Origin of the sequence: Paraburkholderia sp. ZP32-5 (assembly GCF_021390495.1) — a bacterium.
Taxonomy (GTDB): Bacteria; Pseudomonadota; Gammaproteobacteria; order Burkholderiales; family Burkholderiaceae; genus Paraburkholderia.
Map to the genome: position 1 here is coordinate 1,161,942 of NZ_JAJEJP010000002.1, position 23,192 is coordinate 1,185,133.

Genomic DNA, 23,192 nt, shown 5'->3' on the forward strand with positions numbered 1-23,192 from the left:
CTTATGAAGGAGCGCCGCGATGCTCACGCGCATGATCGTGCAAACGCTTGCCTGGCTGGTGTTCATGGGCGTGCTGCTGTTCGGCGCGGCCGGCACGTTCGCGTGGCCGGCCGCATGGTGGTATCTGATCGAGCTTGCGCTGTTGAGCCTGTGGATCGGCGTATGGCTCGCGCGTTACGATCCCGCGCTGCTCGCCGAGCGGCTTTCGCCGTTCATGCAGGCGCAGCAGAGCCGCTGGGATCGTCTGTTCGTGGCCGCGGTCGGCATCGTGTGGGTCGTCTGGATGATCCTGATGGGCGTCGACGCAATGCGCTTTCGCTGGTCCGCGCCGTTGCCGCTCTGGCTCGTGATCTTCGGCGCACTGTGCGTGTTTCTGTGCATCGTGTCGTGCCGCTCGGTGTTTCGCGCGAACAGTTACGCGGCACCGACCGTCAAGATCCAGGCGAGCCGTGGGCATAAGGTGGCCGATACCGGTCCGTATGCATACGTGCGCCATCCGATGTACGCAGACGCGCTGCTATTCTTTCTCGGCTCGCCGCTGATGCTCGGCTCGTGGTGGGGACTCGTCGCGGTGCCCGTGATGGCGTATGCGTTCGGCTGGCGCGCGCTGCGCGAAGAGCGTGTGCTCGCCGAACAGCTCGACGGCTACGTCGAGTACATGGAGCGGGTGCGCTACCGTTTCGTGCCGTTTATCTGGTAGCGCGGCGAGTGGTGTAGGCGCGATGCAAGCGTGGCGGTTCTTGAGGGCAGGCCGCCACGAACCCACGCCGACAAATCGTTCGTCGGTGTCGCCGAACCGGGTAAGATTGGGCCCGGCCGCCGGAGAATTCGGCCACGATCGATAACCTGCACGACCGGCGCACCACCCATGAGGTTTGGAGTGAAAACAACGATACCGACGCACCGCGCACCCACCGCGCAGGCCGAGCACAAGCCGGATCCCGCCAACCCCGACGCCGAACGCAATCGCGACACACCCGTCAAGGCGTTGCCCGCCTATGAACAGATCAAACGCTATGTGATGCAGCGCATCGGCGAAGGCGTATGGAAGCCGGGCGGGCTGATCCCATCCGAAACGGAGCTGGTCAAGGAATTCGGCGTTGCGCGCATGACGGTGTCGCGCGCATTGCGCGAACTGACCGCCGAGCGCGTGCTCACACGGGTGCAAGGCTCGGGCACATTCGTCGCGCCGCAGCGCTATGAATCGACGGTGCTCGAAATCCGCAATATCGCCGATGAAATCGCCGCGCGCGGTCATCGCCACGCGGCGCGCGTGCTGACGCTCGAACCGAGCGACGACCCCGATGCGCTCGAAGCGCTCGGTCTCGCGAGCGGCCCCGCGTTTCACTCGTGCATCGTACACAGCGAAGAGGACGAGCCGATCCAGTACGAGGACCGCTTCGTAAATCCCAAGGTGTTTCCGGAATACCTGCAACAGGACTTTTCGGTCGAAACACCGAATCACTACATGGTGCGGCTCGCGCCGGTGCAGCGCGCCGAGTTTCGCATCTATGCGCAGAAGCCCGATGCCTACATACGGCGGCATCTGATGATGGATATCGGCGAGCCGTGTCTGTTGCTGTGGCGGCGCACATGGGTCGGCGAAAACGTCGCGACGTCGGTGCAGCTGTGGCATCCGGCGTCGCGTTTCCATCTGGCGGGAACGGTGTAGCGGTGTTTTTTAGCCGCGCGCGTTGGCTTCGAAGTTAGCGCCGAAGTTAGCCCTGACGTTGCGACGTATTCGGCGAAAAGCGGCAGCCGAGCCGATAGCGCGAGCCCGGATGCACGAAACGCGCGAACGTCACCGCGACGCCATTCGTCCACGTGCGGCGCGTCAGTGTCAGGCACGGTTCTTCCGCGGAGATTTCGAGCAGTTCGGTTTCGGATGGTGTGGGTAGCGCCGCATCGACCACATGTTCGAGATCGTGCATCGGCACGACCGTCAGCAGATATTCGGACGGCTTCAGCGCCGAGAAATCGTGCTGTAGAAAATCCGGCGCGACGGCCGGATTCACGTAGCGATCTTCGAGCTGCACCGGCAGACCGTTCTCGCGATGCACGCAGACCACATGGAACACCGATGCGCCGGGCGCGAGTCCCAACGCATTCGATACCGTGACTGACGCGGTTTCGCGCTGCAGTAACACCATGTCGCAACGATAGGCATGGCCGCGCGAGCGGATTTCGTCGCCGATATGAGCGATCATCAGCAGCGTCGATTGCGGCTTGTTCGGCGCGACGAAGGTGCCGACACCGGACACGCGCGTGACGAGCCCCGCATCGGCGAGTTCGCGCAGCGCGCGATTGACCGTCATGCGCGATACGCCGAGCGTCGCGACGAGGTCCAGCTCAGAGGGCAGCCGATCGCCTGCCTGGCGCTCGCCCGAATCGATGATCTGACGGATGTGCTGCTTGACCTGCTCGTAGCGCGCGGCCGGCGGCTCGCCAGCGCCGCGCGCGCTTCCGGCCGCGGCGCTTACCGCGCTCGCGACGGACTTGCCGTGAGGTTTAGGACGAACGGTCGTGCTCATAGCGGCTGGGTGTCGTCCGGGCCGCGCGTCCAGAACGCATTGCGGTCGAAGTAGTTCTGCAGGAATTGCCGCAGACGCGGCTGCGCGGCGTCGTGAAAGACTTCGCGCGGCTTGCCCTGCACGGCGATGCGCCCCTGGTCGATGAACACCACCTTGTCGGCGACTTGCGCGGCAAAGCCCATTTCATGCGTGACCACCGCCATCGTCATACCGTCGCGCGCGAGTTGCTTCATCACCTGCAGCACTTCGCCGACCAACTCGGGGTCGAGCGCCGAAGTCGGTTCGTCGAACAGCATGATGTGCGGCTCCATCGCCAGCGCGCGCGCAATCGCGACACGCTGCTGCTGACCACCCGACAGCTTCGCCGGATACGCGTCGCCCTTATGCGCGAGACCGACCGTCTCCAGCATCGCATTCGCACGGCGGCGCGCTTCATCGTTCGACAGGTGCCGTACGCGCAACAGCGCTTCCATCACGTTGCCGAGCGCCGTCATATGCGGCCACAGATTGAACTGCTGGAACACCATGCCGACATTGCGGCGCACGCGATTGATTTCACCTTGCGACGCGCGCACGCGGCGGCCATTGCGCTCGGTATAACCAAGCAGTTCGCCTTCGATACGCACGTCGCCCTGATCGTAGGTTTCGAGCGCGGCGAGGCAACGCAGCAGTGTGCTTTTGCCCGAGCCCGACGGCCCGATGATGCAGACCACCTCCGAGCGCGCGATGTCCAGATCGACGCCGCGCAATACTTCGACCTCGCCGAAGCGCTTGCGCAGATCGCGCACTTCGATCAGCGGCGCGGCCTGAGACGAGCCTTGCATCGCGGCGCTGGCGGGAGACATGGAGGAGGGCATGTCGGCGATGGCGTTCATAGGGGTTCCTGGATCATGCCATGAAGCGCGCGAGGCGGGCTTCGGCCCACATGCCCGCGCGCGAGGTCAGCTCGACCAGCGCGAGGTAGCACACGCACAGCACCAGCAGGGTTTCGACGAAAGCAAACGTGGCCGAGCCGATGCCGGTCAGCACGAACGTGAGTTCGGGCACGGTGACGATCGACAGCACCGCGGTTTCCTTGCTCAACACGATGATCAGATTGGTCAGCGCGGGCACGATCAGCACCAGCATCTGCGGCGCCTGGATGCGCAGGATCGCTTGCCAGCGCGTGAGCCCAAGACACGACGCCGCTTCGAGATGGCCGCGCGGCACCGACTGGAAACCGGAGCGAAACGCTTCGGCGAAATACGCGCTGCCATACAGACCGAGGCCGAGTATGCCTGCCGTCATCGGTTCGAGCGTGAGACCGATCGACGGGCCGCCGTAGTACAGCAGAAACAGTTGTACGAGAAACGGCGTGCCGCGAAACAGCTCGATATAGATGCGCAACAGGCCGCGCACCCAGCGTCCGCAGAACAGTTGCAGCACCGCGATCAGAAAGCCGATCGCGAGACCGATCGCGACGCCCGCGGCCCAACTGCCGAGCGTCGTCGCGAGGCCGGTGGCGATCGGCTGCAGGTTGTGCGTGATGACGGTGGGATCGAACGTTTGCATAGGGAGTGCGGCTCGGTCAGGCGTGCTGCAAACGGTATTCGGCGGCGTGCGCGACGAGCGCGAGCGTGCCGCAGATCACGAAGTAGATGAGCCCCGCCGCCACATACGCTTCAAGCGGCCGGTACGTGCTCGCGGCGATGTTCTGCGCGGTGCGGGTGATTTCGGCGACGCCGACCACCGAGATCAGCGACGACGCCTTGATCAACAGCACCATTTCGTTGACGAGCGACGGCAGCGTCAGACGGAATGCCTGCGGCACCAGAATGCGCCGCAGCGTATCGAGCGGCGAAAGCCCCAGCATGCGAGCCGCTTCGAGATGTCCGGGCGGAATGCTCAGAAAGCCTCCGCGCAGAATCTCGGCGATATACGACGCCGAGCACAACGACACCGCACTGATCGCGGCCATGATCGGCGACACGTTGATACCCGCGAACGGCAGCAGGTAGTACACGAGCAGCAGTTGCACGAGCATCGGCACGCCGCGAAAGAAGAACACATACGCACCGCCCGCGAGACGCGCGGCGCGATGCTGCGAGAGCCGCGCGCTGCACACGCCGATGCCGACGAAAAAGCCGATCACGAGCCCCGTCAGCGAAATGCCGATGGTGGCGAGCGCCGCGTGCAATAGCAGCGGCAGGCCCTGAATAAAGACGGTCGTGTCGAACATGATGGTGACGGTCAGCGAGCCCGTGCTAGTGAAGCGGAAAGGGCGACGCAGGCGATGACGAAACGCGCATCGCCCGCATCAGACGCGCTCAGTAGTTCGGCGTGGGCAGCGTGGTCGGCACATCCATTGCGACGCCGAACCATTTCTTCTGCAATGTCGCGAGGCGGCCGTCGTTGTGCATCTTCACGAGCGCGGCGTTGAACGCGTCGGCGAGCGGCTTGCTGTCCGCGTCCTTGCGCAGCGCGTACGCGAAATACACGTTCGCGCCGAACGGCGGTTGTACGACCGCGAACATTTCCGGGCGCTGCTTCGCGACATACGCGATGTTGGTCACCGAGTTCGCGACCGCCGCGATGCGGCCGGCAGCGAGGTCCGCGTAAGCCTGATTGTTGTCGACGTATTCGCGGATTTCTGGCGGCTTCGGCAGCGTGGCCGTATAGCTCTTCAACTGATCGAGCTGCGCGGTGCCCTTGCCCGCGCCGACCGTCTTGCCCGCGATATCCGCCGACTTCTTGATCGACGCATCGTTCGCGCGCTTGAGAAGCGCGTCGGTTGCGTCGGCAACGGGCAGCGTGTACGTGTAGCGTTCCATGCGCGCTTTCGTGACCGTCAGCGGGCCGCCGACCATGTCGAACTTGCCCGCTTCGAGCCCCGGCAATACGCTCGGCCACGGCAGATCGATGAAGCGTACCTTCACGCCGAGTTCCTTTCCGATCTCCGCGAACAGGTCCTTGTTGAAGCCGGCCTGCTGTCCGTTTTCGAGGAAGTCGAACGGCGCGAACTGCATTTCGGTGCCGACTACCAGTTCGCCGGCTTTCTTCACTTTGGTCAGCTGATCGTCGGCGTAAGCGGCGACGCTTGCCGCGCACAGCGCGACCATGACCAGACTCGATTTCCAGCCTGCAAAGATACGCATGGGATTCTCCGGGGCGAACAGGTATTGAGCTGTCGGGTTGTTGAAATCGTCTCAGAACCCGTCGCGCGCGCCGCGCGTCGCGGTTCATGCAGGGCAGTATATACCGCGTTTCCGGCGGAAAATAAATCGCCGAACGAGTAGAGAAAAGCCCTGATATGCAGGCATTAAATGCAACTTGCGGGTGTGCTTTTGGCGGTATATACAACTGCAATGCAAGTGGCCACGTCGCGTGTCTTTCGCACACGTTTCGCGAAACCTCGCGCGGCGTTTTTCATCTGCTGAATGAGCAGGTGAATTGTCGCGGCCGATATCACTCATCCCCTCGATCCCTGAAGGAGCAGCGCGATGTCCGTGACCCGCATTCCGATCATCGATCTTGCCGGCGTACGCGCGGGCGATCCGCAGGCACTGCGGCGCGTCGCGACGCAAATTCATCAAGCGTGTACGACGATCGGATTTTTCTACATCGTCAATCACGGCGTGCCGCAAGCGACGATCGACGCGGCCGCGCAGGCCGCGCGCACGTTCTTTGCATTCCCGGTCGACACCAAGCGGCGCGCGGCGGTCAATCAGCGGCATCGCGGTTTCAATGCGCTCGGCGACGCGACGATGTATCAGGCCAAACGCCCCGACTACAAGGAGTTCTTCAGCATCGGCCTCGAATTGCCGGAAGACGATCCCGACGTGCTCGCGGGCCAGGCGCTGCGCGGGCCGAACAACTGGCCGGACTTCATGCCCGAGTTGCAGCCGGTGCTGTACGGGTATTACGAAGCGGTCGGCGCGTGCGGGGCCGATCTGCTGCGCGCGGTTGCGATGAGCCTCGGCGTCGATGAGAATTTCTTCGCGCCGCGCTACACGAAGCGGATGCAGCGCACGCAGATGGTGTATTACCCGCCGCAGCCGCCGCAATCGGACGAAGATCAGTTCGGTGTCGCGCCGCATACCGACTACGGCTGCATCACGCTGCTGTGGCAGGATCAGGTGGGCGGTCTGCAGGTGCGCGAAATCGCCAACGATACGTGGATCGAAGCTCCGCCGGTGGAAGGCAGCTTCGTCGTGAACGTCGGCGATCTGCTCGCGCGCTGGACCAATGACCGCTTCCGTTCGACGTTGCATCGCGTGATCAATGCGTCGGGGCGCGAGCGCTATTCGATCGCGACGTTCTACGATCCGACCTACGGCGCGCTCGTCGATCCGCGCGAACTCGGCGCGAGCGACGCGCAGGTCAAATATCAACCTGTCGCCGCCGGCGACTACATTCTCGGCCGCATCAACGATTCGATGGGCTATCGCAAGAAACACGCGGCTTCGACGCAACAAGGAACCCCTGCATGACGGATCACGGCATCACTGACGACACAACCACCGCGGCTGCGCCGCTTGCCGCGACACTCGATGCATTGCGCGCCGCACTCGGCGAAGACGCGGTACGCGTCGGCGCGCAGATCGGCGAACACGCGATGACCGACTGGACGCGTCACGAGCCGACGCGGCCGGTGGCACTGCTGCTGCCGCGCACGACCGGAGAAGTGTCGCGCGCGCTGGCGATCTGTCACGCCGCGCATCAACCGGTGGTGCCGCAGGGCGGTATGACCGGACTCGCGGGCGGCGCGATTGCGCGTGCCACCGATATCGCGCTGTCTCTCGAACGCCTGACCGGCATCGAAGAGCTCGACACCGCGTCGGCCACCCTGACCGTGCGCGCCGGCACCACGTTGCAAAGGGCGCAGCAGGCCGCCGAGCAGGCGGGTTTCGAACTCGCGCTCGATCTCGGCGCGCGCGGCTCGTGTCAGATCGGCGGCAATCTCGCCACCAACGCCGGCGGCAATCGCGTGATCCAGTCGGGCACCGCGCGCGACCAGGTGCTCGGGCTCGAAGTGGTGCTCGCGAACGGCGACGTGCTCAGTTCGCTCGGCAAGATGGTCAAGAACAATACTGGCTATGACCTGAAGCACTGGTTCATCGGTTCGGAGGGCACGCTCGGCGTGATCACGCGCGCGGTACTGCGGCTGCATCCGCGGCGCGCGGCGCGGCATACGGCGCTCGTCGCGTTCGATAATTACGATGCCGCGGTGAACCTGCTGCGCCGTCTGACGACACGCTTTGGCAACGATATCGGCGCGTTCGAGATCATGTGGCCGGACTTCTACGACTTCGGCGTGAAGCTGACCGGCACGCGCTCGCCGTTCGACGCGTCGCATCCGCTGTATGCGTTGATCGAGCACGCGGGCTTTGACGCGAACGACAACGGCGAGCGCTTTGCACAAGCGCTGACCGAAGCGCTCGAAGCGGGCGCACTACGCGATGCGGTGATCGCGCAGTCGGTTGCCGATGCGCGTGCGCTATGGGCGATTCGCGAATGCACCGCGGAGTTTCCAGTCAAGCTCGATCCGATCAACTTCGACGTGAGCCTGCCGATCGGCGGCATTGGTGCGTTCGTCGATCGTTGCCGCGCGGCGCTCGATCAGCGCTGGCCCGGCAACGAATCGTATTTCTTCGGGCATATCGGCGATTCGAATCTGCATCTGACGGTGGACGGTCATTCGGTACCGGGCATCGACCATCACGCGGTCTATGCGTTCGTCTACGAGATGCTGGGGCCGTTGGGCGGGTCGGTGTCGGCGGAACACGGCATCGGTTTGCTCAAGCGCGAGTTTTTGCCGATTTCGCGTTCGCCGGCCGAGCTTGCGGCGATGGTCGCGATCAAGCACGCGCTCGATCCGCACGGCATTCTGAATCCGGGTAAGCTGTTCTGATTGGTGGACGTAGTGGGCGAGGTGGGCACGCCGATTGAAAATACGGCACCCGTAGGGGCACTTTGTAAGAGCCCTCACGTGCGCCGTATCGATCGTCAATGCGTGCTGACCGAATCGAGGCCGGTCGCATGAACCGTCTGCTGCGCGGCGGGCGACGCCAGATAGTCGAGCAGCGCCTTGGCTTCTTGCGGATGCGGCGCATTGACCGGAATACCCGCGGCGTAGCGCGTGACCGATTGCACCGACTCCGGAATCTTGCCGACGAAGGCCGCGCCCTTCACCGGCAGCAACTCGCTGACCTGCTGGAAGCCGACTTCGTATTCGCCGTTCGCCACGACTGACGCGACCGGAATCTTCGGCACCATCTTCGCCTTCGCGCTGACCTGGTCTTCGATGCCGAGCCGCTTGAACATCTCGCGTTGAATATAGACACCGCTCGCGCTGTCCGAATAGGCAATCGATTTCGCGTGCAGCAGCGCTTCCTTCAAACCTTCGACCGTGCTGATGTCGGGTTTCGGCGCGCCGTCGCGCACCACCATGCCGATGCGTGAATCGGCCAGCTCCACGCGCGAAGCGGGGATCACCTTACCCTGCTTGATCAGATCGTCGAGTGCATAGCCGACCATGATGACAACGTCCGCGGATTCGCCGCGCGCGAGCCGGTTCGGAATCGCTTCGCGCGATTGACCCATCGACGGCCCGAGGATCGTATCGAGCGTGTTGCCGCTCGATGCCGCGAACTTCGGCCCGAGTACCTGATAGGCGGCGGTAAAGCCGCCTGATGTCATCACATGAAGGTCCGCTGCCTGCACCTGCGTCGCGGCGACGGTATTGCCAAGCAGGCCGGCGGTGAATACGGCCAGGAAGAATTTTTTCATCGGAGGAGGGGGAGTGTGCGAAACGTGGCGTGTACGAGGCGTATGGAAAACGCGTTCGAAATGAATGAAGGCGCAATGAAAGCGACGCGCGGTGTGAGCCACGCGTCGCTCAACAGCAACCATACCGGAAGGCGCGCGCGCGGAAAACCCGCGACGCGCAGATTACGCACCGTGCATTGCGCGCCCGTCAATGCGCATTCAGATACTGCACGATCACCGGATAAACATCGACCGCCGCATTCTTGCCGAACATACAGTCAATATGTCCATAGCCCGGAATCAGATGCCGCTCATAAGGCTGCTCGGGGAAGCGGCCGCGCAGCATGTCATAGGTGAGCTCGGTGCTTTTCGGCAGATAGGTTTCGTTTTTCTCGCCATGGATAAAGCCGATCGGCAGACGCATGCCCTCCAGTCCCTTCATGCCGTTCGCGCCGGTCAAATAAACGTCGTCGCCGTTCGCATCGACGACCTTGCCCGCCCGCACCATCGCGGCCAGATGCTTGAACAGCGCCATGTCGTGAATGCCGAACAGTTCCTGCAGGTTTTCATGCAGCGTCTCGTTGAGCTTTTCGTGTTCATACAGCAAGCCGTACAGGAACGTCGCGCGATGACAGATCGGACTGCCGCAGCCCTCGTCGTGATCGATCGGATAGAGACGTAACGCTTCGTCGAGCAGGTTATCGGGCCACGAATCTTCCTGCGTATAAGCGGTGAGATCGCGCACGCGCAGATGCTGCATCAGATCGGGAATATGCAAGCCGGCCTTGATGCGTTGCAGCGTGCCCGGCACCGGATGCGTCGATACCTGCGAAATCACCGCCGAACGTACACCGTCGAGCCCCTGCATCAGCGACATGCTGAACGCCAACGCGCCCATGCAATGCGCGAGTACCTGAATGTTCGGCGCGCCGGTCAATTCTCGAATCTTCGCGACCGCGGCGGGAATATCTTCGCGCGCGACCTTGTCGACATTGGTCGGCACCAGCACGCTCGGCAGTTCGATGCTGACGCGCAGATCGACGAGCCATACGTCGTAGCCCGATGCGCACAGATATTCGACGAGGTTGGTCGCAATCAGATCGGTCGAAAAGATCCGGCTCGATACGCCCGAGCCGTGAATCAGCAGCAGCGGCTTCGCGGGCTTGCCGGCAGCCTGATCGAAGTAACGTGTGAGTTTCAGCGTGGTGCCGTCGACGGTCTTGAAGAACGTGACTTGCGGCGGCGGCGCGCGCAGCGAGCGCTTCGCGCGCGGCGGCTGGTTCGGATCGAGGAACTGCAGCGGTGCGGCCACGCCGCCGTACTCGGTGAACAACACGCCGGCGAAGAACTTGCCGAACTTCAGCGTCCATTCGAGGCGCGTTTTCAGATCGGGCGCGTGCGTGACTTCGAGCGTGCGCTGTTGCTTCAGGAAGTTCTCCGGCGTGATGATCAGCGTCGCGGTGCCGAGCGCGGGCGCGTCGTCGGCTGCTTCCGCGCGAATCTCCGCATACAGCGTGTTGGTCTGCTCCCACAGGTTGATCGGCGACGTGCGCGTGATGATCTTCTTGCCGGTCAGATAGTAGGTCTTGCCCTCGGCCGAATTGAGCGTCATGTGGTATGTCATGTTGCGCTCGTCCACATCGGATGCATCGACGATGAACAGGTTGAACGTGCCCTTCGTGATCGTCAGCGGTTGAGCGGACAACGCGGGGCAAGTCAGCGTGCCGGCCGTGCGCGCCAGATGATCGGGATTGGCGAGCATATCGGCGAGATCGTCGGACTCGACCGTCAGCGTGAATTCGATCGGGCTCTTCACCGGTGCACCAGCGATCGTCGACGAGTAAGTGCCGACCATCGTCTCTGTAAAGCGCAGGCCGATTTTCTGCTCGGGCGGCGTGGCGGCGGTGCCCTTCGACGCGTAATCGATCGGCCAGCCATGCGCCTGGGCGAGCAGCGCGCAATTGCGTTCGGCGAGCGCGGAAATCGTCAGCAGCGGATTCACGCCGAGCGACATCGGCATCACCGCGCCGTCCATCACATAGAGACCGTCGTGTACCGCGTCGCCGGCCGCACCGCTGAACACGCGGCCCTGATGATCGACCACGCCGCGCGCGGCATCCTCACCCATGCCGCAGCCGCCGAGCGGATGCACGGTCACGGTGCGCCGGCCGGCAATCGGCGTCGAAATCGGATTGCGCAGATATTTGCCGCCGAGCGGCACGGTGGCCTTGATCAGCACATCTTCGATCTGCTGGAACACGGGCTGGCGTCCGGCGTCTTTCCATTCGATGCGCGCGCGGCCTTTGTCGCCGATTTTGATCTGGCCGTTTTCGTCGTCGTGCGCCATCACCAGATAGCTTTGCGTGTGATTGAGCGCGCCGTGATACGGGCCGCGAATCACACTCTCAAGCTTGCGTGCCTCGTAGGCGGCGCGTTCGAGCAGCGACGGCGGGCCGGCGGGATCGATGCCTTCGAACGGCGCGACCGCACCGAGCATGCCGACCAGCGCTTCGCCGACAGCGCCCGCGAGCGAGCCTTCCTCGATTACATAGCCATCCTTGACGTTCGGCACGTACTTCGCGGCGCGATTGTCGATCAGCCCGGTGATGGTCGGCCCGACCGCCGGAATGTCGCCCTTCTTGTGCGGGCCCCAGCCGACGCCGTTGATCGTCTCTTTCGTGTTGTACGCGAACGCGAGCACGTCGCCGTTGCCGGTGAAATGCCGGCCCAGCATATCGGAGGTGCTCAAGCCCGCTTCGCGCGAGCGCAGCAGCAGCGCCGAAGAACCGATCGTGCCCGCCGCGACGATGACGATATCGGCCAGCACGAACAGATCCGGTGCGTCATAGCTTTCGCGCCCGAGCGCCACGAGCTGGAAATTGATCTTCCATTGCTGGGTATCCGGATCGCGCAACACCGAATGCACGGCGGTGCCGGTGAAAATCTGCGCGCCGTGCGCGACCGCATCGGGCAGATAGTTCATATGCGTCGAGTTCTTCGCATCGTAGTTGCAACCCGAGTTGCAATCGCCGCAACCGACGCACGGCTGCTGCTCGACGCCGGCCGCGTTAGGACCGGCCTTGAACGTGACGGTGATCGGCGGCCGGCAGAAGCGGTCGGCCATGCCGAGCGCCTGTGCCGATTGTTCGAGCGCTTGCAGCTTCGGCAGCGTCGGAAAGTCGGCGGGGACCGGCGACGGCGACAGCATCTTGCGCGCGCGCTCATAGCCTTTGTCGCGGCCGGCCTTGTCGTCACGCAGCGCGGCTGGCCAGCGCGGGTCGTCCCACAGGCGCGGGTCGGCTTCGAGCGCGACGTTCGCATTGATCAGCGAGGTGCCCCCCAGACCGCAGCCGACTACCGCGTTGACGTCGTCGTTCACGTGCACTTCCAGCAGCGCGAGCGGCGAACCGATCTGCGCCATGGCCGTGTTGTACTGGATCTGCTCCACGCCCTGCACCGGCGTGCGCGGATATTCGCCGGCCATGAATTCGCGTCCGCGTTCGAGCACGCATACGCTACGTCCGGCGCGTGCCATGCGGCTCGCGGCGATCGCGCCGCCGTAGCCCGAACCAATCACGACTACCTCGTAGTGCGGTTGCAGCGCCGTCGGCGCGCTCGATAAGCGGTTCATCAGGACCACCTCGTCTGAACTTGGATGCGGGGAACGGAAGCCGTGCTTCGGAACAAAGACGGCGTGCGGTGGCAGCTTTTTTATCGTAGGCGGAATGCAAGCGCAACAAAAGCGCGCAAAAAAAGCGCGCCGTGGAGGGCGCGCACCCGTAGCGTGCGATGTGTCAGGAGGCATGGCGACGCGGCGACTGCCCGTTTCCCCGGCCGTTCCGCTCATGCATGGGTCCCATCGCTTTCGGCGTGGCCCGCGATGCGGCTTTCTGCGAAGCCGGTTGCGCGGGCGGGTCGTCAGGGGCCTTGTGTGCGCCCTCTACGATTATTCATGGTTGATCCCCGCATTGTTGATCCCCGACGTCATCTGCGTGACTTTTATCTGCATGACTTCCAAGTGGTCTCTTCGTGTGCAACTACGCAGCCACTTCATTCATTTCGCTGTCGTTCGATTCGGCCGCGAGCAGATTCAGCGCAACCAGAATTGCCGCGCGGTTTTCAACGTCGATGTCGATGCCGAGCACGTCGGTGAGCCAGCGGCCGATCTTCGTATTGGAAAATTCCTCGGCACCGGCCGTCTTTTTCATCGTGACGCCGAGTTTGACGGCGCGATAGTGATAGGAGGGGACGCGATGCTGAGCCGCTACCGCCGACAGACCGCCTTTGCCTTCCGAGCACCAGCCGAGGCTGCCGGCCAGCACGATACGCTCGGGTTCGTCGAGACCTTCGATGAACTCGCGCGCCGCAACACGCACACGCTGTTCATTGAGGCCGTGCTGCAGCAGCACGCTTTGCACCGGGTCTTCGAGCGCCTGCGCGTGCAGATCGATTTCCTGCGCCACGCCTTCGGTTTCCATCGACACGTTGCGCTGGTGGCACGCGCTGCGCAGGCAGTCGATCAGATAGCGGCGGAAATACGCGCATACCGCATAGCTGTTGGACGGCGCGCTGTCGGCGCAGGCGCTGGTTTCGGTGTGGCCCGGCGCGAGGCGCAGCACCTTCGCATAGATGAACTGCGCGACCAGTTCTTCCTTGTCCTCGCCGAGCGCCTGCAATTCGAGCGGATGGTAGGTCCGCAATGCGCGCTTGACCAGTTCGACCATCGACACCATTTCGTCCGCGGACAAGCGGGTGCGTCTGCGCCACAGGTCGGGCAGGATTGCGTCGTCGAGTCGGCGGGCGAACTCACAGCTCGGTACTGCGCCCATGAAAACCTCCGTCTGGGGTGGGGCAAGGAGCGCGGTGGACCTGAGCGGTAATAAGTCAGGTATTCGATGGAACCTGTGATGCCGCGCTGAAACGTGAATGCAGTATGGATCGCGACAGGCCCGTCGCCTATATGGATTAAGTGTTAGCTGATGGGTAAACTGCCGGGTAAACCATCTGACGAGTTGTAATCGTTTCGTCAGACAGGTGGGTATCCGGCGATCCGGATACCGCGCCGCGCGGGAGGGGGTTCCGTGCGCCGTCTCAACGAAGTTGCCGTGCCCGACAAGGAGACCGCGCGATGCGCGCCGACCCGATTCAGCGTGCAATCGACGAAGACGTGGTGCGCGTGCTGTATGCGCAAGACCCGATTGCATTCTTTTCTCACTGGTTTTCGATCGCGGTGTTCATCGCGATCTACTGGCCGCACGTGCCGTCGCCGTCGCTGTTTATCGCGTGCTTCGGCTTTTACGCGGCGGCCAATTGCGCGAGCCTCGCGCTGTGGATCTGCAATCGCCGCTATCCGCGGCTGGTGTCGCCGCGAGACTGGATCTATCTGCACGCGGTGCGCAGCGTGCTGCTCTATACCGGGCCGGGCTTCGCGGTGTGGTTCGCGTTCCAGAGTCCGCAAACCGATCTGCCGCTGCTGCATACCGTGCTGCTCGTCACGCTCGCGGCCGGCGTGTTCATGTCGAACGGCTTCGACCTGCTGAACTTCTCGACCTCGATTCCGTTCCTGCTGTTTCCATCGATCCTGCTGCATTTCGGCTCGCATACGTTCGACCGCACGATTCTGGCGATCGTCCTCGCGTTCTTCTTCTGCGCGATCAACGTCTATGCGATGAGCTACCGCAAACTGTTTCGCCAGGTCGTGCAGGCCCGTGTCGATCAGCAATATCTGGCGGAATCGCTGGCGGCGCAAAAGCGCGTCGCCGAGGACGCGAGCCTCGCGAAGACGCGCTTTTTCGCGGCGGCGAGCCACGATCTGCGGCAGCCGCTGCATGCGATCGGGCTGCTCGCGGCATCGCTGAACGATCCGGCGGCGACGCCCGCGCAGCATGCGAAGACGGCCGGGCATATCGTCTATAACGTCGAGGCGCTGAACCAGCTGTTCAACCAGGTGCTGGATCTGGCGCGGCTCGAAAGCGGCTCGACTCAGGTGGTCCGGCTGCATTTCCGGCTCTCCGAGCTATTCGAGCGGGTCGGCAGCCAGTACCGTCCGCAGGCCGCCGCGAAGGGGCTCGCGCTGCGTATCGCGCCGACCTCGATGGTCGTGTATGACGATCCGGTGCTGCTCGAACGCGTGCTGAGCAATCTGCTGTCGAACGCGGTGCGGTACACGGAGGAAGGCGCGATCTGGCTGGGTTTGCGTCGCGCGGGACGGCAGAACGGTGGCTATATCGAAGTGCGCGATTCGGGCGTCGGCATCGCGCCGGCGGAACACGCGCGTATTTTCGAAGAGTTCTATCAGGTCGCGAATCCGCAGCGCGACGCGCGCCAGGGGCATGGGCTCGGGCTGCCGACTGTCAAGCGTCTGGTCGGCCTGCTCGGCGGCGAGTTGTTGCTGCGCTCGGCGCCGGGACGCGGCTCGGTGTTCCGCTTTGCGGTGCAGGCGGGCGACGCGAGCGGCATCGTCGCGAGCCTGAACGATCCAGTGACGGGCGTCTCGGCCGCACAGGGGCGGCAGGTGCTGTGCATCGACGATGACCCATCGATTCTCGAAGGCCTGTCGAGTCTGCTGCAGCGCTGGGGCTGCAGCGTCCACGGTGTGCCCGATGAAGCCGGCGCGCTCGCGGTGCTGGCCGGCGGCTTCGTGCCCGACGCGGTGCTGTGCGATTACCAGCTCGCGAATCACCGCACCGGCGCGCAGGCGCTGACGGCGGTGCGCGGTGCGCTCGCGCGCGCGGGGCATGGCAAGGTCGTGACGCTGCTGATTACCGGCGATATGGCGTCGGCCGAACTGACGGCGCTCGCATTGCAGGGGATTCCGGTGCTGCATAAACCGGTCACGCCCGCGCGTCTGCGGCGCACGCTTGATATGCTGTGGCAGCAGGCGGAACTGGACAACGGGCGGCCGGCTGGCGCGCTGTTGGGGGACGATACGGTGGGCGCGGTTGGTGCCGTGGGCGCCGGCGCGGCGTGTGCCGCGGCCGATCGCGCCGGCGAGGCGGGCAAGTCGCGCGAAGCGGCAGGCTCGCCGTAAGCGGGGAGGGGGACCGGGCGCGAGGCGAAGCGAACTGGCTCGCTGCCCGACCGCCCGGCAAAACTCGCGATAGGAAGTGCTACAGCGTTCTGCCCGCTTCGAGCCAGCCGTTGATCACCGCGATCGCGGTCGAGCGGTTATGCACGCCGAGCGCCCGGAAGATCACCGACAGATGCACCTTGACCGTACCTTCCGCGACGCCGAGTTCGCGCGCGATCATCTTGTTGGTCCAGCCGCGATGCACGAGCCGCATGATGTCCTGCTGACGCGGCGACAGGTTTTCCAGCAGATGCTGTTGATGCGGCTGCAGCGCCGGAGCGAGCGTCAGCGGTTCGGTCTGTACCGCAGTGGCCTGGCCTGATACGGCGGCGCTTTGCGTGGACATGCCGGCCGTTGCTGGTTGCGCGTTGGTACTTGCAGCGGTGTTTGCCGCGGTGCTTGCGTAAGCGCCGGCGGACTCGCGCGAGCCCAGCAGACTCAGCGCCTCCATCGGCACATAGGCGCCACCGGAGAGCACCAGTTCGATCGCCTTCAGCATCACGCTGGCCGGCTGCCGCTTCGGAACGAAACCGAGCGCGCCGGCCGCGAGCACCGCGCGCATTTCGTCGGGCGATTCCTCGGCGGACAGCACCACGACCGGCAATGCCGGATTCGCGCTGAGCAGAGCTTCGAGTGACGTCGCGCCGTTCATGCCGGGCATATGCAGATCGACGATCGCGAGATCGTGATTCTCATCGGGCCGCGCGGCGGTCGCGAGGGTTTCCCAACTATCGGCTTCGTCGAACTGGGCTTCCGGATCGAAGCCGCGCAGCATCCCTTTGACGCCTTGCCGGATCAGTTCATGGTCGTCGGCCACAAGAAACTTCATGATGTCTCCGCGAGTCGAGCCTGTCTGTTAAGGGCCGTTGCCGTTGCAGGGGGCGCCGTTGCAAAGTCTCTTGCTTCTGTTCTCGTGAAACGCATCATGGCCGGTTTTCCCGCGCTTCTGTATCGATCTTCGGGCCGCCTGGCGGACCGGTTCGTATGCTGCCTGTCATGCGATTTTTTTGCCGCCTGATTGCCGCATCCAATACCGTTTCTACCTGCTGTTGTCCCGCTCCCTTGCCGGGTTTCGCGCATTTTTACAGACTGCTTCGACGCGCGTTACCGGCTGCCGGCATCGTTCGATGCGCTACGTGATGTGTAAGGCAGGTCTCCCGCGCATAGGTTCCGGCTTACCACGTAGACGAGCCGCGCGAACCATTTTTGAAGTGGTTCGCGCGGCTTCGTCAGGATATGCCCGCTGGATCAGCGGATTTTCGCGCGCTGCTATCTGACTGCAAACAGCGTCGCATTCATCAGAAGCTTGAACGCGAAGCCGAGCGACATCGCCCCGGCCACACCGGCGCACCACAGCGCGATGAACCACAGCCAGCCCGGCAGTTTAAGCCGGCGCGAGGCAACTGTAACGGTGTCAGGCGCCGCGCGGGAGTCCCGGCGTTCGGCTTCAATGATAGTGATGTTGGTCGCCATGACGCACCTTGCCTCGAAAGATCCAGTAACCCAACGTCGTGTACGCGATGATGATCGGCAGAATCACCGCCGCGCCGGCCAGCGTGAAGGTCTGGCTCGAGCGCGGCGCGGCGGCTTCCCACAGCGTCACGCTCGACGGAATCGCATACGGCCACAGGCTGACGAGCAGCCCGAGATAGCCGAGCAGCACCAGCGTCAGCGCGAGCACGAACGGCGTGTTGTGATGCCGCGCGCGCACCGCGCGATGCATGAAGAACGCGCAGATCGCGACGAAGAACGGCACCGGCAGCAACCGGAAGAAGATGCCGTCGTGGAACCAGCGCTGCGCGATGCCGGCGTCCATCAGCGGCGTCCACAGGCTGACGATCGCGATGAAGCCGAGCAGCACGAGCGTCAGCGGCCACACGACGCGATGCAGCCGCCGCTGCAGATCGCCCTCGGTCTTCGCGACCAGCCAGCAGCAGCCGAGCAGCGCATAGGTGGTGACGAGCCCGAGGCCCGTCAGCAGACTGAACGGCGTGAGCCAGTCGAACACGTCGCCGGCGTACGCGCCGTCGACGACCGGAATGCCTTGCAGAAACGCGCCGAGCACGATGCCCTGGAAAAACGCCGCGCCCGCCGAGCCGCCTATGAATGCGAGGTCCCACAGATGCTTGGTGCGGCGCGCCTTCGCGCGGATCTCGAACGACACGCCGCGAAAGATCAGACACACGAGCATGAAGACGAGCGGCAGATAGAGCGCCGACAGCACGGTCGAATAGACGATCGGAAACACGGCGAACAGCGCGGCACCGCCGAGCACCAGCCAGGTTTCGTTGCCGTCCCACACCGGCGCGACCGTATTCATCATCAGGTCGCGCTCTTTTTCATCGGGGAAGAACGGGAAGACGATGCCGATGCCGAGGTCGAAGCCGTCCAGCACGACATACATGAAAAGGCCCAGCGCGATGATCGCGGCCCATACGACGGTGACGTCCATGTTTTTCTCGCTTGTTGCAGGCTTGTTGCAGGTTAGGCGGCGTCGATGATCTGATCGACGGCGGACAGCGGGCGGCGCGCGGTCCGCGACGGTGACTGTGACGGCACGTCCGGCGTGCCGCCGGGCAGCGCCGGTCCTTTGCGCATCAGCTTCAGCATGTAGTAGATGCCGGTGCCGAACACGAGGAAGTAGACGACCACGAAGGTCATCAGCGACAGGCCGACCTGTTGCGTGGTCAGCGGCGACACCGCCTGCGACGTGCGCATCACGCCGTACACGACCCACGGCTGGCGGCCCGCTTCGGTGGTGACCCAGCCGGCCAGCAGCGTGATGAAGCCGCTCGGGCCCATCGCGACGCACAGGCGCTGGAACCACTTCGCGTCGAACAGACGGCCGCGGCGGCGCAGTACCCAGGCCGCGGCCGACATCACGATCATCAGCACGCCGAGGCCGGCCATGATGCGGAAGCTCCAGAACACGACCGTCGAATTCGGCCGGTCCTGCGGGGGGAATGATTTGAGGCCGCGGATTTCGCCGTCCCAGCTATGCGTGAGGATCAGGCTGCCGAGGTGCGGAATCGATACCGCGTAGCGCGTGGTTTCCGCTTTCATGTCGGGGATGCCGAACAGGTTCAACGCGGTGCCGTCTTTTTCGGTGTTCCACAGTCCTTCGATGGCCGCGATTTTTGCCGGCTGATACTCGCGCGTATTCAGGCCATGCTGATCGCCGACGAATGCCTGGATCGGCGTCAGAATCAGCAGCAGCCACAGCGCCATCGAGAACATCTTCTTCACCGCCGGATCGCGCCGGCCGCGCAGCAGATGCCATGCGCTGACCGCCGCGACCACCAGCCCCGCGACGATGAACGCCGCGAGCGCCATATGCGCGAGCCGGTACGGGAACGACGGATTGAAGATGATCTTGAACCAGTCGAGCGGCACCACCTGGCCGTTGACGACTTCGAAGCCTTGCGGCGTTTGCATCCAGCTATTGGACGCGAGAATCCAGAACGTCGAGATCAGCGTGCCGATCGCGACCATCAGCGTCGCGCCGAAATGCGCGCGCGGACTCACGCGGTGCCAGCCGAACAGCATGATGCCGAGGAAGCCCGCTTCGAGAAAGAAAGCGGTCATCACTTCATACATCAGCAGCGGGCCGGTAATCGGCCCGGCGAAACTCGAGAAGCCCGACCAGTTGGTGCCGAACTGATAGCTCATCACGACGCCGGAGACGACGCCCATACCGAAGGCCACGGCGAAGATCTTCGACCAGAACAGACAAAGATCTTTGTAGTACGCCTTGCCGGTCTTTAGCCAACGCCATTCGAGAACAGCGATGAAACTGGCGAGACCGATGCTGAGAGCGGGAAAAACGATATGAAAAGAAACGGTGAACGCAAATTGAATGCGGGCGAGATCGAATGCCGATATTGCGGAGTTCATGATCGTGTTGTGCGTGATAGCCGATAAGCGGACTTATGCGCGTCGACCGATGTCGGTGCGCACTGCGTTGGCAGATGGCGCAAGAGTAGGGGATCGAACGCAATCGTGTTGCGATGCGGCGTGCGTCAAAAAACCACGTTGTTTTCCGCGCGAGGCGCCTATTTGTCTCGCAAACTATTGATAAGCATCAGATTGTTCTTATTGCGCGACGAGACTTGCGCCGTACGTTACGATGCGCGCTGCGTCAATCGACCGCGCTGCAGCAATGCGGTGTGCCACGCCCGATGAGCATTGCTCTAGTCTCCAATCGGTATCGTCGCGCGCAGTCGTCGTCGGCCGACAGACGGTGCCGAAACGACTTCCTTCGCCGGTCACCTAGCCAGACGATTTTTTAACATTTACGATGGCGGCTGCCGTATTGCCATTGCGGCTATTTCTCTTCACTACTGCTTGCGCATTAGCCATTCTTGCCAATCTCTTTTGCATTATTTTTCGCGTAATTCGTATTGCACTGTCCGTATTGCGCCGTTCTTATTGCGTCGTCGTATTGCATCGTGATTGGCAGCACGATTCGCCTGACTATTTGCAGCCGTCTTTTCGGCGCGGCCATTGCATGGATCGTCGAGCCGGTTTTTGCAAAGCGTTTGCGGTATTCATTTCAGACAGTCATCACATGCAGACATGCTGATGCCGGCACGCGCGGCGTCGTGTCATGCGCGGCCTGCATGATTCGCAACACACAGCAGCTTCATCCACCTGCCGGCGACGGCAGACTTCATCCACAAGGAGTCAGCAGATGAGCACGATCAAGACGAAAGACGGCACCTCGATTTTCTACAAGGACTGGGGCCGTGGCCGCCCGGTTGTGTTTTCGCATGGCTGGCCGCTGACCGCCGACGCGTGGGATGCGCAGATGCTGTTTCTCGGCAACAAGGGCTTTCGCGTGATCGCGCATGACAGGCGCGGTCATGGCCGCTCGGAGCAGCCGTGGGACGGCAACGACATGGATACCTACGCGGACGATCTGGCCGCGCTGATCGAACACCTCGATCTGCAGGATGCGACGCTGGTCGGCCATTCGACGGGCGGCGGCGAAGTCGCGCATTACATCGGCCGGCATGGCACCGCGCGTGTCGCAAAGGCCGTGCTGATCGGCGCCGTGCCGCCGCTGATGCTGAAGACCGAAGCGAATCCGCTCGGTTTGCCGATGGATGTGTTCGACGGCATCCGCAAGGCCACGCTCGAAGATCGCTCGCAGTTCTTCAAGGAACTGGCGGTGCCGTTCTACGGCTACAACCGGGCGGGCGCGAAGGTGTCGCAAGGCGTGATCGATTCGTTCTGGCGCCAGGGCATGACCGGCTCGATCAAGGGGATTTACGACTGCATCAAGCAGTTTTCGGAAGTCGACTACACCGAAGATCTGAAGAAGATCGATGTGCCTACACTGGTGCTGCACGGCGACGACGATCAGATCGTGCCGATCGATGCGGCTGGTCGGCAGACCGCGAAGATCGTCAAGGATGCGACGCTGAGGGTCTATGAGGGCGGACAGCACGGCATGTGCACGGTCGAGGCCGATAAGGTCAACGCCGATCTGCTCGAATTTATCGGTTCGTAATCGCATGGCGGCGCGGGAGTATGGCAACGGAAGGGCGCAAGTGTTGCGGCCGTTGCCTGCTTGCCGTGCCACCTTTGTTTTTGTTGCTTCGTTTTAGTGCTTTGCTCCCGCGCTGTCTGTTTATCTGTTGATCACGCCGTAAATCCCATTGGCCGATAAAGGCAGCATCGCGGACGAGGTACACTGCCCGCGCTCTGCGTAGCCCGCGCAGGAACAAAATCCTTCCCTAGTTATACGATGTCGCATCAATTGATCGGACATATCCTGTTGTTTTACAAGAGTTTTCGAATTTGATCGCCTTGAGTTTAAGGGTAAATGCTTAGTTGAATTTAGCTTGGCCATCAACGATAGTACGTTATCGTACAACTTGGGTGAATCGTGCGGCGTGCATGGCACGGTTCGCCGGCTCACTCGATTCCTCCCCCTCCTCCGATTCGATTTCGCGCGCGGCGCACTTAAAGGAACTCCCATGAAGAAGATTGCCCTGAGTGGCGCCGGCGGTCAGCTCGGCGCAGTAGTACGTGCTGCATTCGTCGCGCGCGGCATTCCGTTGCGCTCGGCCGCGGGCACGAAAGTGCTGATGCCGCTCGTCGACGGCGAAGACGTGATGAACGGCGATCTGCGCGACCCCGCTGTCGTCGACCGCCTGCTCAACGGCGTGGACCTGCTGATCCACTTCGCCGGCACGAGCGTCGAGCGTCCGCTGCCGGAGATCATCGAGAACAATCTGCGCGGCCTCGTCGAAGTCTATGAAGGCGCGCGCCGCAACGGCGTGAAGCGCATCGTGTTCGCGAGTTCGAATCACGCGATCGGCATGTACCCGGTGACCGAGCATCTGAGCCTCGACTGCGAACTGCGTCCGGACGGTTTCTACGGCCTGTCGAAGGTGTGGGGCGAAGCGCTCGCGAGAATGTACTGGGACAAGCACGGTATCGAAAGCGTGTGCGTGCGCATCGGCAGCTGCCTCGAGCGTCCGACCGAGCCGCGCCATCTGAGCACGTGGTTTGGCCATGAAGATCTGATGCACTTCCTCGATCGCTGCATCGAAGCGGAAGACGTCGGCTTCCTGACGATCTGGGGTGTATCGGCGAATACACGTAGCTGGTGGGACAACAGCGGCGCCGCGCGTTTCGGCTATCAGCCGAAGCAGAATTCCGAAGACTACGCGGCCGACATCCTGTCGCGCCCGAATCCGCTCGACGCGCTCGGCCAGCGCTTCCAGGGCGGCGGCTTCGTCGGCATCGATTATTCGCGCAAGGAAGACCCGGCAGTCTGACGGGTGTCGTACTCGGGTCTGTTTGCATCCGCAAGCGGACCCTAAAGGAGTTGCAAT

General features: G+C 63.1%; 19 protein-coding genes. 7 read left to right on the forward strand and 12 right to left on the reverse strand.

Features of this window, described 5'->3' with window-relative positions:
• The first annotated feature begins 19 nt into the window (after window positions 1-19).
• Together L0U82_RS23965 and hutC (L0U82_RS23970) are read left to right on the forward strand one after the other, a co-directional pair.
• The gene (locus L0U82_RS23965; protein WP_233835149.1) at window positions 20-700 is read left to right on the forward strand and encodes a methyltransferase family protein; all 681 of its coding nucleotides are present in this window, start codon (window positions 20-22) and stop codon (window positions 698-700) included.
• Between the two features lie 288 nt (window positions 701-988).
• The gene (gene hutC / locus L0U82_RS23970) at window positions 989-1,672 is read left to right on the forward strand and encodes a histidine utilization repressor (RefSeq protein ID WP_267929800.1); all 684 of its coding nucleotides are present in this window, start codon (window positions 989-991) and stop codon (window positions 1,670-1,672) included.
• Window positions 1,673-1,718: 46 nt separating this feature from the next.
• Here the strand turns inward: hutC (L0U82_RS23970) and hutC (L0U82_RS23975) are convergent, their stop codons facing one another.
• The 5 genes from hutC (L0U82_RS23975) to L0U82_RS23995 all read right to left on the reverse strand — a co-directional run bounded on the left by hutC (L0U82_RS23975) (window position 1,719) and on the right by L0U82_RS23995 (window position 5,665).
• Window positions 1,719-2,531 carry a histidine utilization repressor gene (gene hutC, locus L0U82_RS23975; RefSeq protein WP_233835153.1) on the reverse strand — a complete coding sequence of 271 codons (813 nt, stop codon included), beginning with the start codon at window positions 2,529-2,531 and terminating at the stop codon, window positions 1,719-1,721.
• Window positions 2,528-3,406: an amino acid ABC transporter ATP-binding protein gene (locus L0U82_RS23980; RefSeq protein WP_326489759.1), complete on the reverse strand. Its 879-nt coding sequence runs from the start codon at window positions 3,404-3,406 to the stop codon at window positions 2,528-2,530. Before L0U82_RS23980 ends, hutC (L0U82_RS23975) begins: the two co-directional genes overlap by 4 nt.
• A gap of 13 nt (window positions 3,407-3,419) precedes the next feature.
• Window positions 3,420-4,082 carry an amino acid ABC transporter permease gene (locus L0U82_RS23985; RefSeq protein ID WP_233835155.1) on the reverse strand — a complete coding sequence of 221 codons (663 nt, stop codon included), beginning with the start codon at window positions 4,080-4,082 and terminating at the stop codon, window positions 3,420-3,422.
• Between the two features lie 16 nt (window positions 4,083-4,098).
• Window positions 4,099-4,749: an amino acid ABC transporter permease gene (locus L0U82_RS23990; protein ID WP_233835157.1), complete on the reverse strand. Its 651-nt coding sequence runs from the start codon at window positions 4,747-4,749 to the stop codon at window positions 4,099-4,101.
• Between the two features lie 88 nt (window positions 4,750-4,837).
• A complete protein-coding gene (locus L0U82_RS23995) occupies window positions 4,838-5,665 on the reverse strand; it encodes a transporter substrate-binding domain-containing protein (RefSeq protein ID WP_233835159.1) in 828 nt (275 codons plus the stop codon).
• A 345-nt stretch (window positions 5,666-6,010) separates the two neighbouring features.
• Between L0U82_RS23995 and L0U82_RS24000 the strand changes: the two genes are divergently transcribed.
• On the forward strand, window positions 6,011-7,000 hold the full coding sequence (locus tag L0U82_RS24000; RefSeq protein WP_233835161.1) for an isopenicillin N synthase family dioxygenase: 990 nt from the start codon (window positions 6,011-6,013) through the stop codon (window positions 6,998-7,000).
• Window positions 6,997-8,421 carry an FAD-binding oxidoreductase gene (locus L0U82_RS24005; RefSeq protein WP_233835163.1) on the forward strand — a complete coding sequence of 475 codons (1,425 nt, stop codon included), beginning with the start codon at window positions 6,997-6,999 and terminating at the stop codon, window positions 8,419-8,421. The genes L0U82_RS24000 and L0U82_RS24005 overlap by 4 nt, the downstream gene beginning before the upstream one ends.
• Window positions 8,422-8,516: 95 nt before the next feature.
• Here L0U82_RS24005 and L0U82_RS24010 read toward each other — a convergent pair whose 3' ends face one another.
• The 3 genes from L0U82_RS24010 to L0U82_RS24020 all read right to left on the reverse strand — a co-directional run bounded on the left by L0U82_RS24010 (window position 8,517) and on the right by L0U82_RS24020 (window position 14,107).
• Window positions 8,517-9,299: a substrate-binding domain-containing protein gene (locus tag L0U82_RS24010; RefSeq protein WP_233835165.1), complete on the reverse strand. Its 783-nt coding sequence runs from the start codon at window positions 9,297-9,299 to the stop codon at window positions 8,517-8,519.
• Window positions 9,300-9,486: 187 nt separating this feature from the next.
• Window positions 9,487-12,909 carry an alpha/beta fold hydrolase gene (locus L0U82_RS24015; protein WP_233835167.1) on the reverse strand — a complete coding sequence of 1,141 codons (3,423 nt, stop codon included), beginning with the start codon at window positions 12,907-12,909 and terminating at the stop codon, window positions 9,487-9,489.
• 406 nt (window positions 12,910-13,315) lie between these two features.
• Window positions 13,316-14,107, reverse strand: a complete 792-nt coding sequence (locus L0U82_RS24020; protein WP_233835169.1) for a hypothetical protein — start codon at window positions 14,105-14,107, stop codon at window positions 13,316-13,318.
• A 299-nt stretch (window positions 14,108-14,406) separates the two neighbouring features.
• Between L0U82_RS24020 and L0U82_RS24025 the strand changes: the two genes are divergently transcribed.
• The gene (locus L0U82_RS24025; protein WP_233835171.1) at window positions 14,407-16,308 is read left to right on the forward strand and encodes a hybrid sensor histidine kinase/response regulator; all 1,902 of its coding nucleotides are present in this window, start codon (window positions 14,407-14,409) and stop codon (window positions 16,306-16,308) included.
• A gap of 79 nt (window positions 16,309-16,387) precedes the next feature.
• Here L0U82_RS24025 and L0U82_RS24030 read toward each other — a convergent pair whose 3' ends face one another.
• The 4 genes from L0U82_RS24030 to L0U82_RS24045 all read right to left on the reverse strand — a co-directional run bounded on the left by L0U82_RS24030 (window position 16,388) and on the right by L0U82_RS24045 (window position 20,241).
• Window positions 16,388-17,176: a response regulator transcription factor gene (locus tag L0U82_RS24030; protein WP_233835173.1), complete on the reverse strand. Its 789-nt coding sequence runs from the start codon at window positions 17,174-17,176 to the stop codon at window positions 16,388-16,390.
• A gap of 440 nt (window positions 17,177-17,616) precedes the next feature.
• On the reverse strand, window positions 17,617-17,820 hold the full coding sequence (locus tag L0U82_RS24035) for a hypothetical protein (protein ID WP_233835175.1): 204 nt from the start codon (window positions 17,818-17,820) through the stop codon (window positions 17,617-17,619).
• Window positions 17,795-18,799, reverse strand: a complete 1,005-nt coding sequence (cydB, locus tag L0U82_RS24040) for a cytochrome d ubiquinol oxidase subunit II (RefSeq protein WP_233835176.1) — start codon at window positions 18,797-18,799, stop codon at window positions 17,795-17,797. The genes L0U82_RS24035 and cydB overlap by 26 nt, the downstream gene beginning before the upstream one ends.
• 32 nt (window positions 18,800-18,831) lie before the next feature.
• Window positions 18,832-20,241 carry a cytochrome ubiquinol oxidase subunit I gene (locus L0U82_RS24045; RefSeq protein ID WP_233835178.1) on the reverse strand — a complete coding sequence of 470 codons (1,410 nt, stop codon included), beginning with the start codon at window positions 20,239-20,241 and terminating at the stop codon, window positions 18,832-18,834.
• A 796-nt stretch (window positions 20,242-21,037) separates the two neighbouring features.
• Here L0U82_RS24045 and L0U82_RS24050 point away from each other — a divergent pair.
• Window positions 21,038-21,859, forward strand: a complete 822-nt coding sequence (locus tag L0U82_RS24050; RefSeq protein WP_233835180.1) for an alpha/beta fold hydrolase — start codon at window positions 21,038-21,040, stop codon at window positions 21,857-21,859.
• A 469-nt stretch (window positions 21,860-22,328) separates the two neighbouring features.
• On the forward strand, window positions 22,329-23,135 hold the full coding sequence (locus L0U82_RS24055; protein ID WP_233835182.1) for an NAD-dependent epimerase/dehydratase family protein: 807 nt from the start codon (window positions 22,329-22,331) through the stop codon (window positions 23,133-23,135).
• Window positions 23,136-23,192 lie beyond the last annotated feature (57 nt).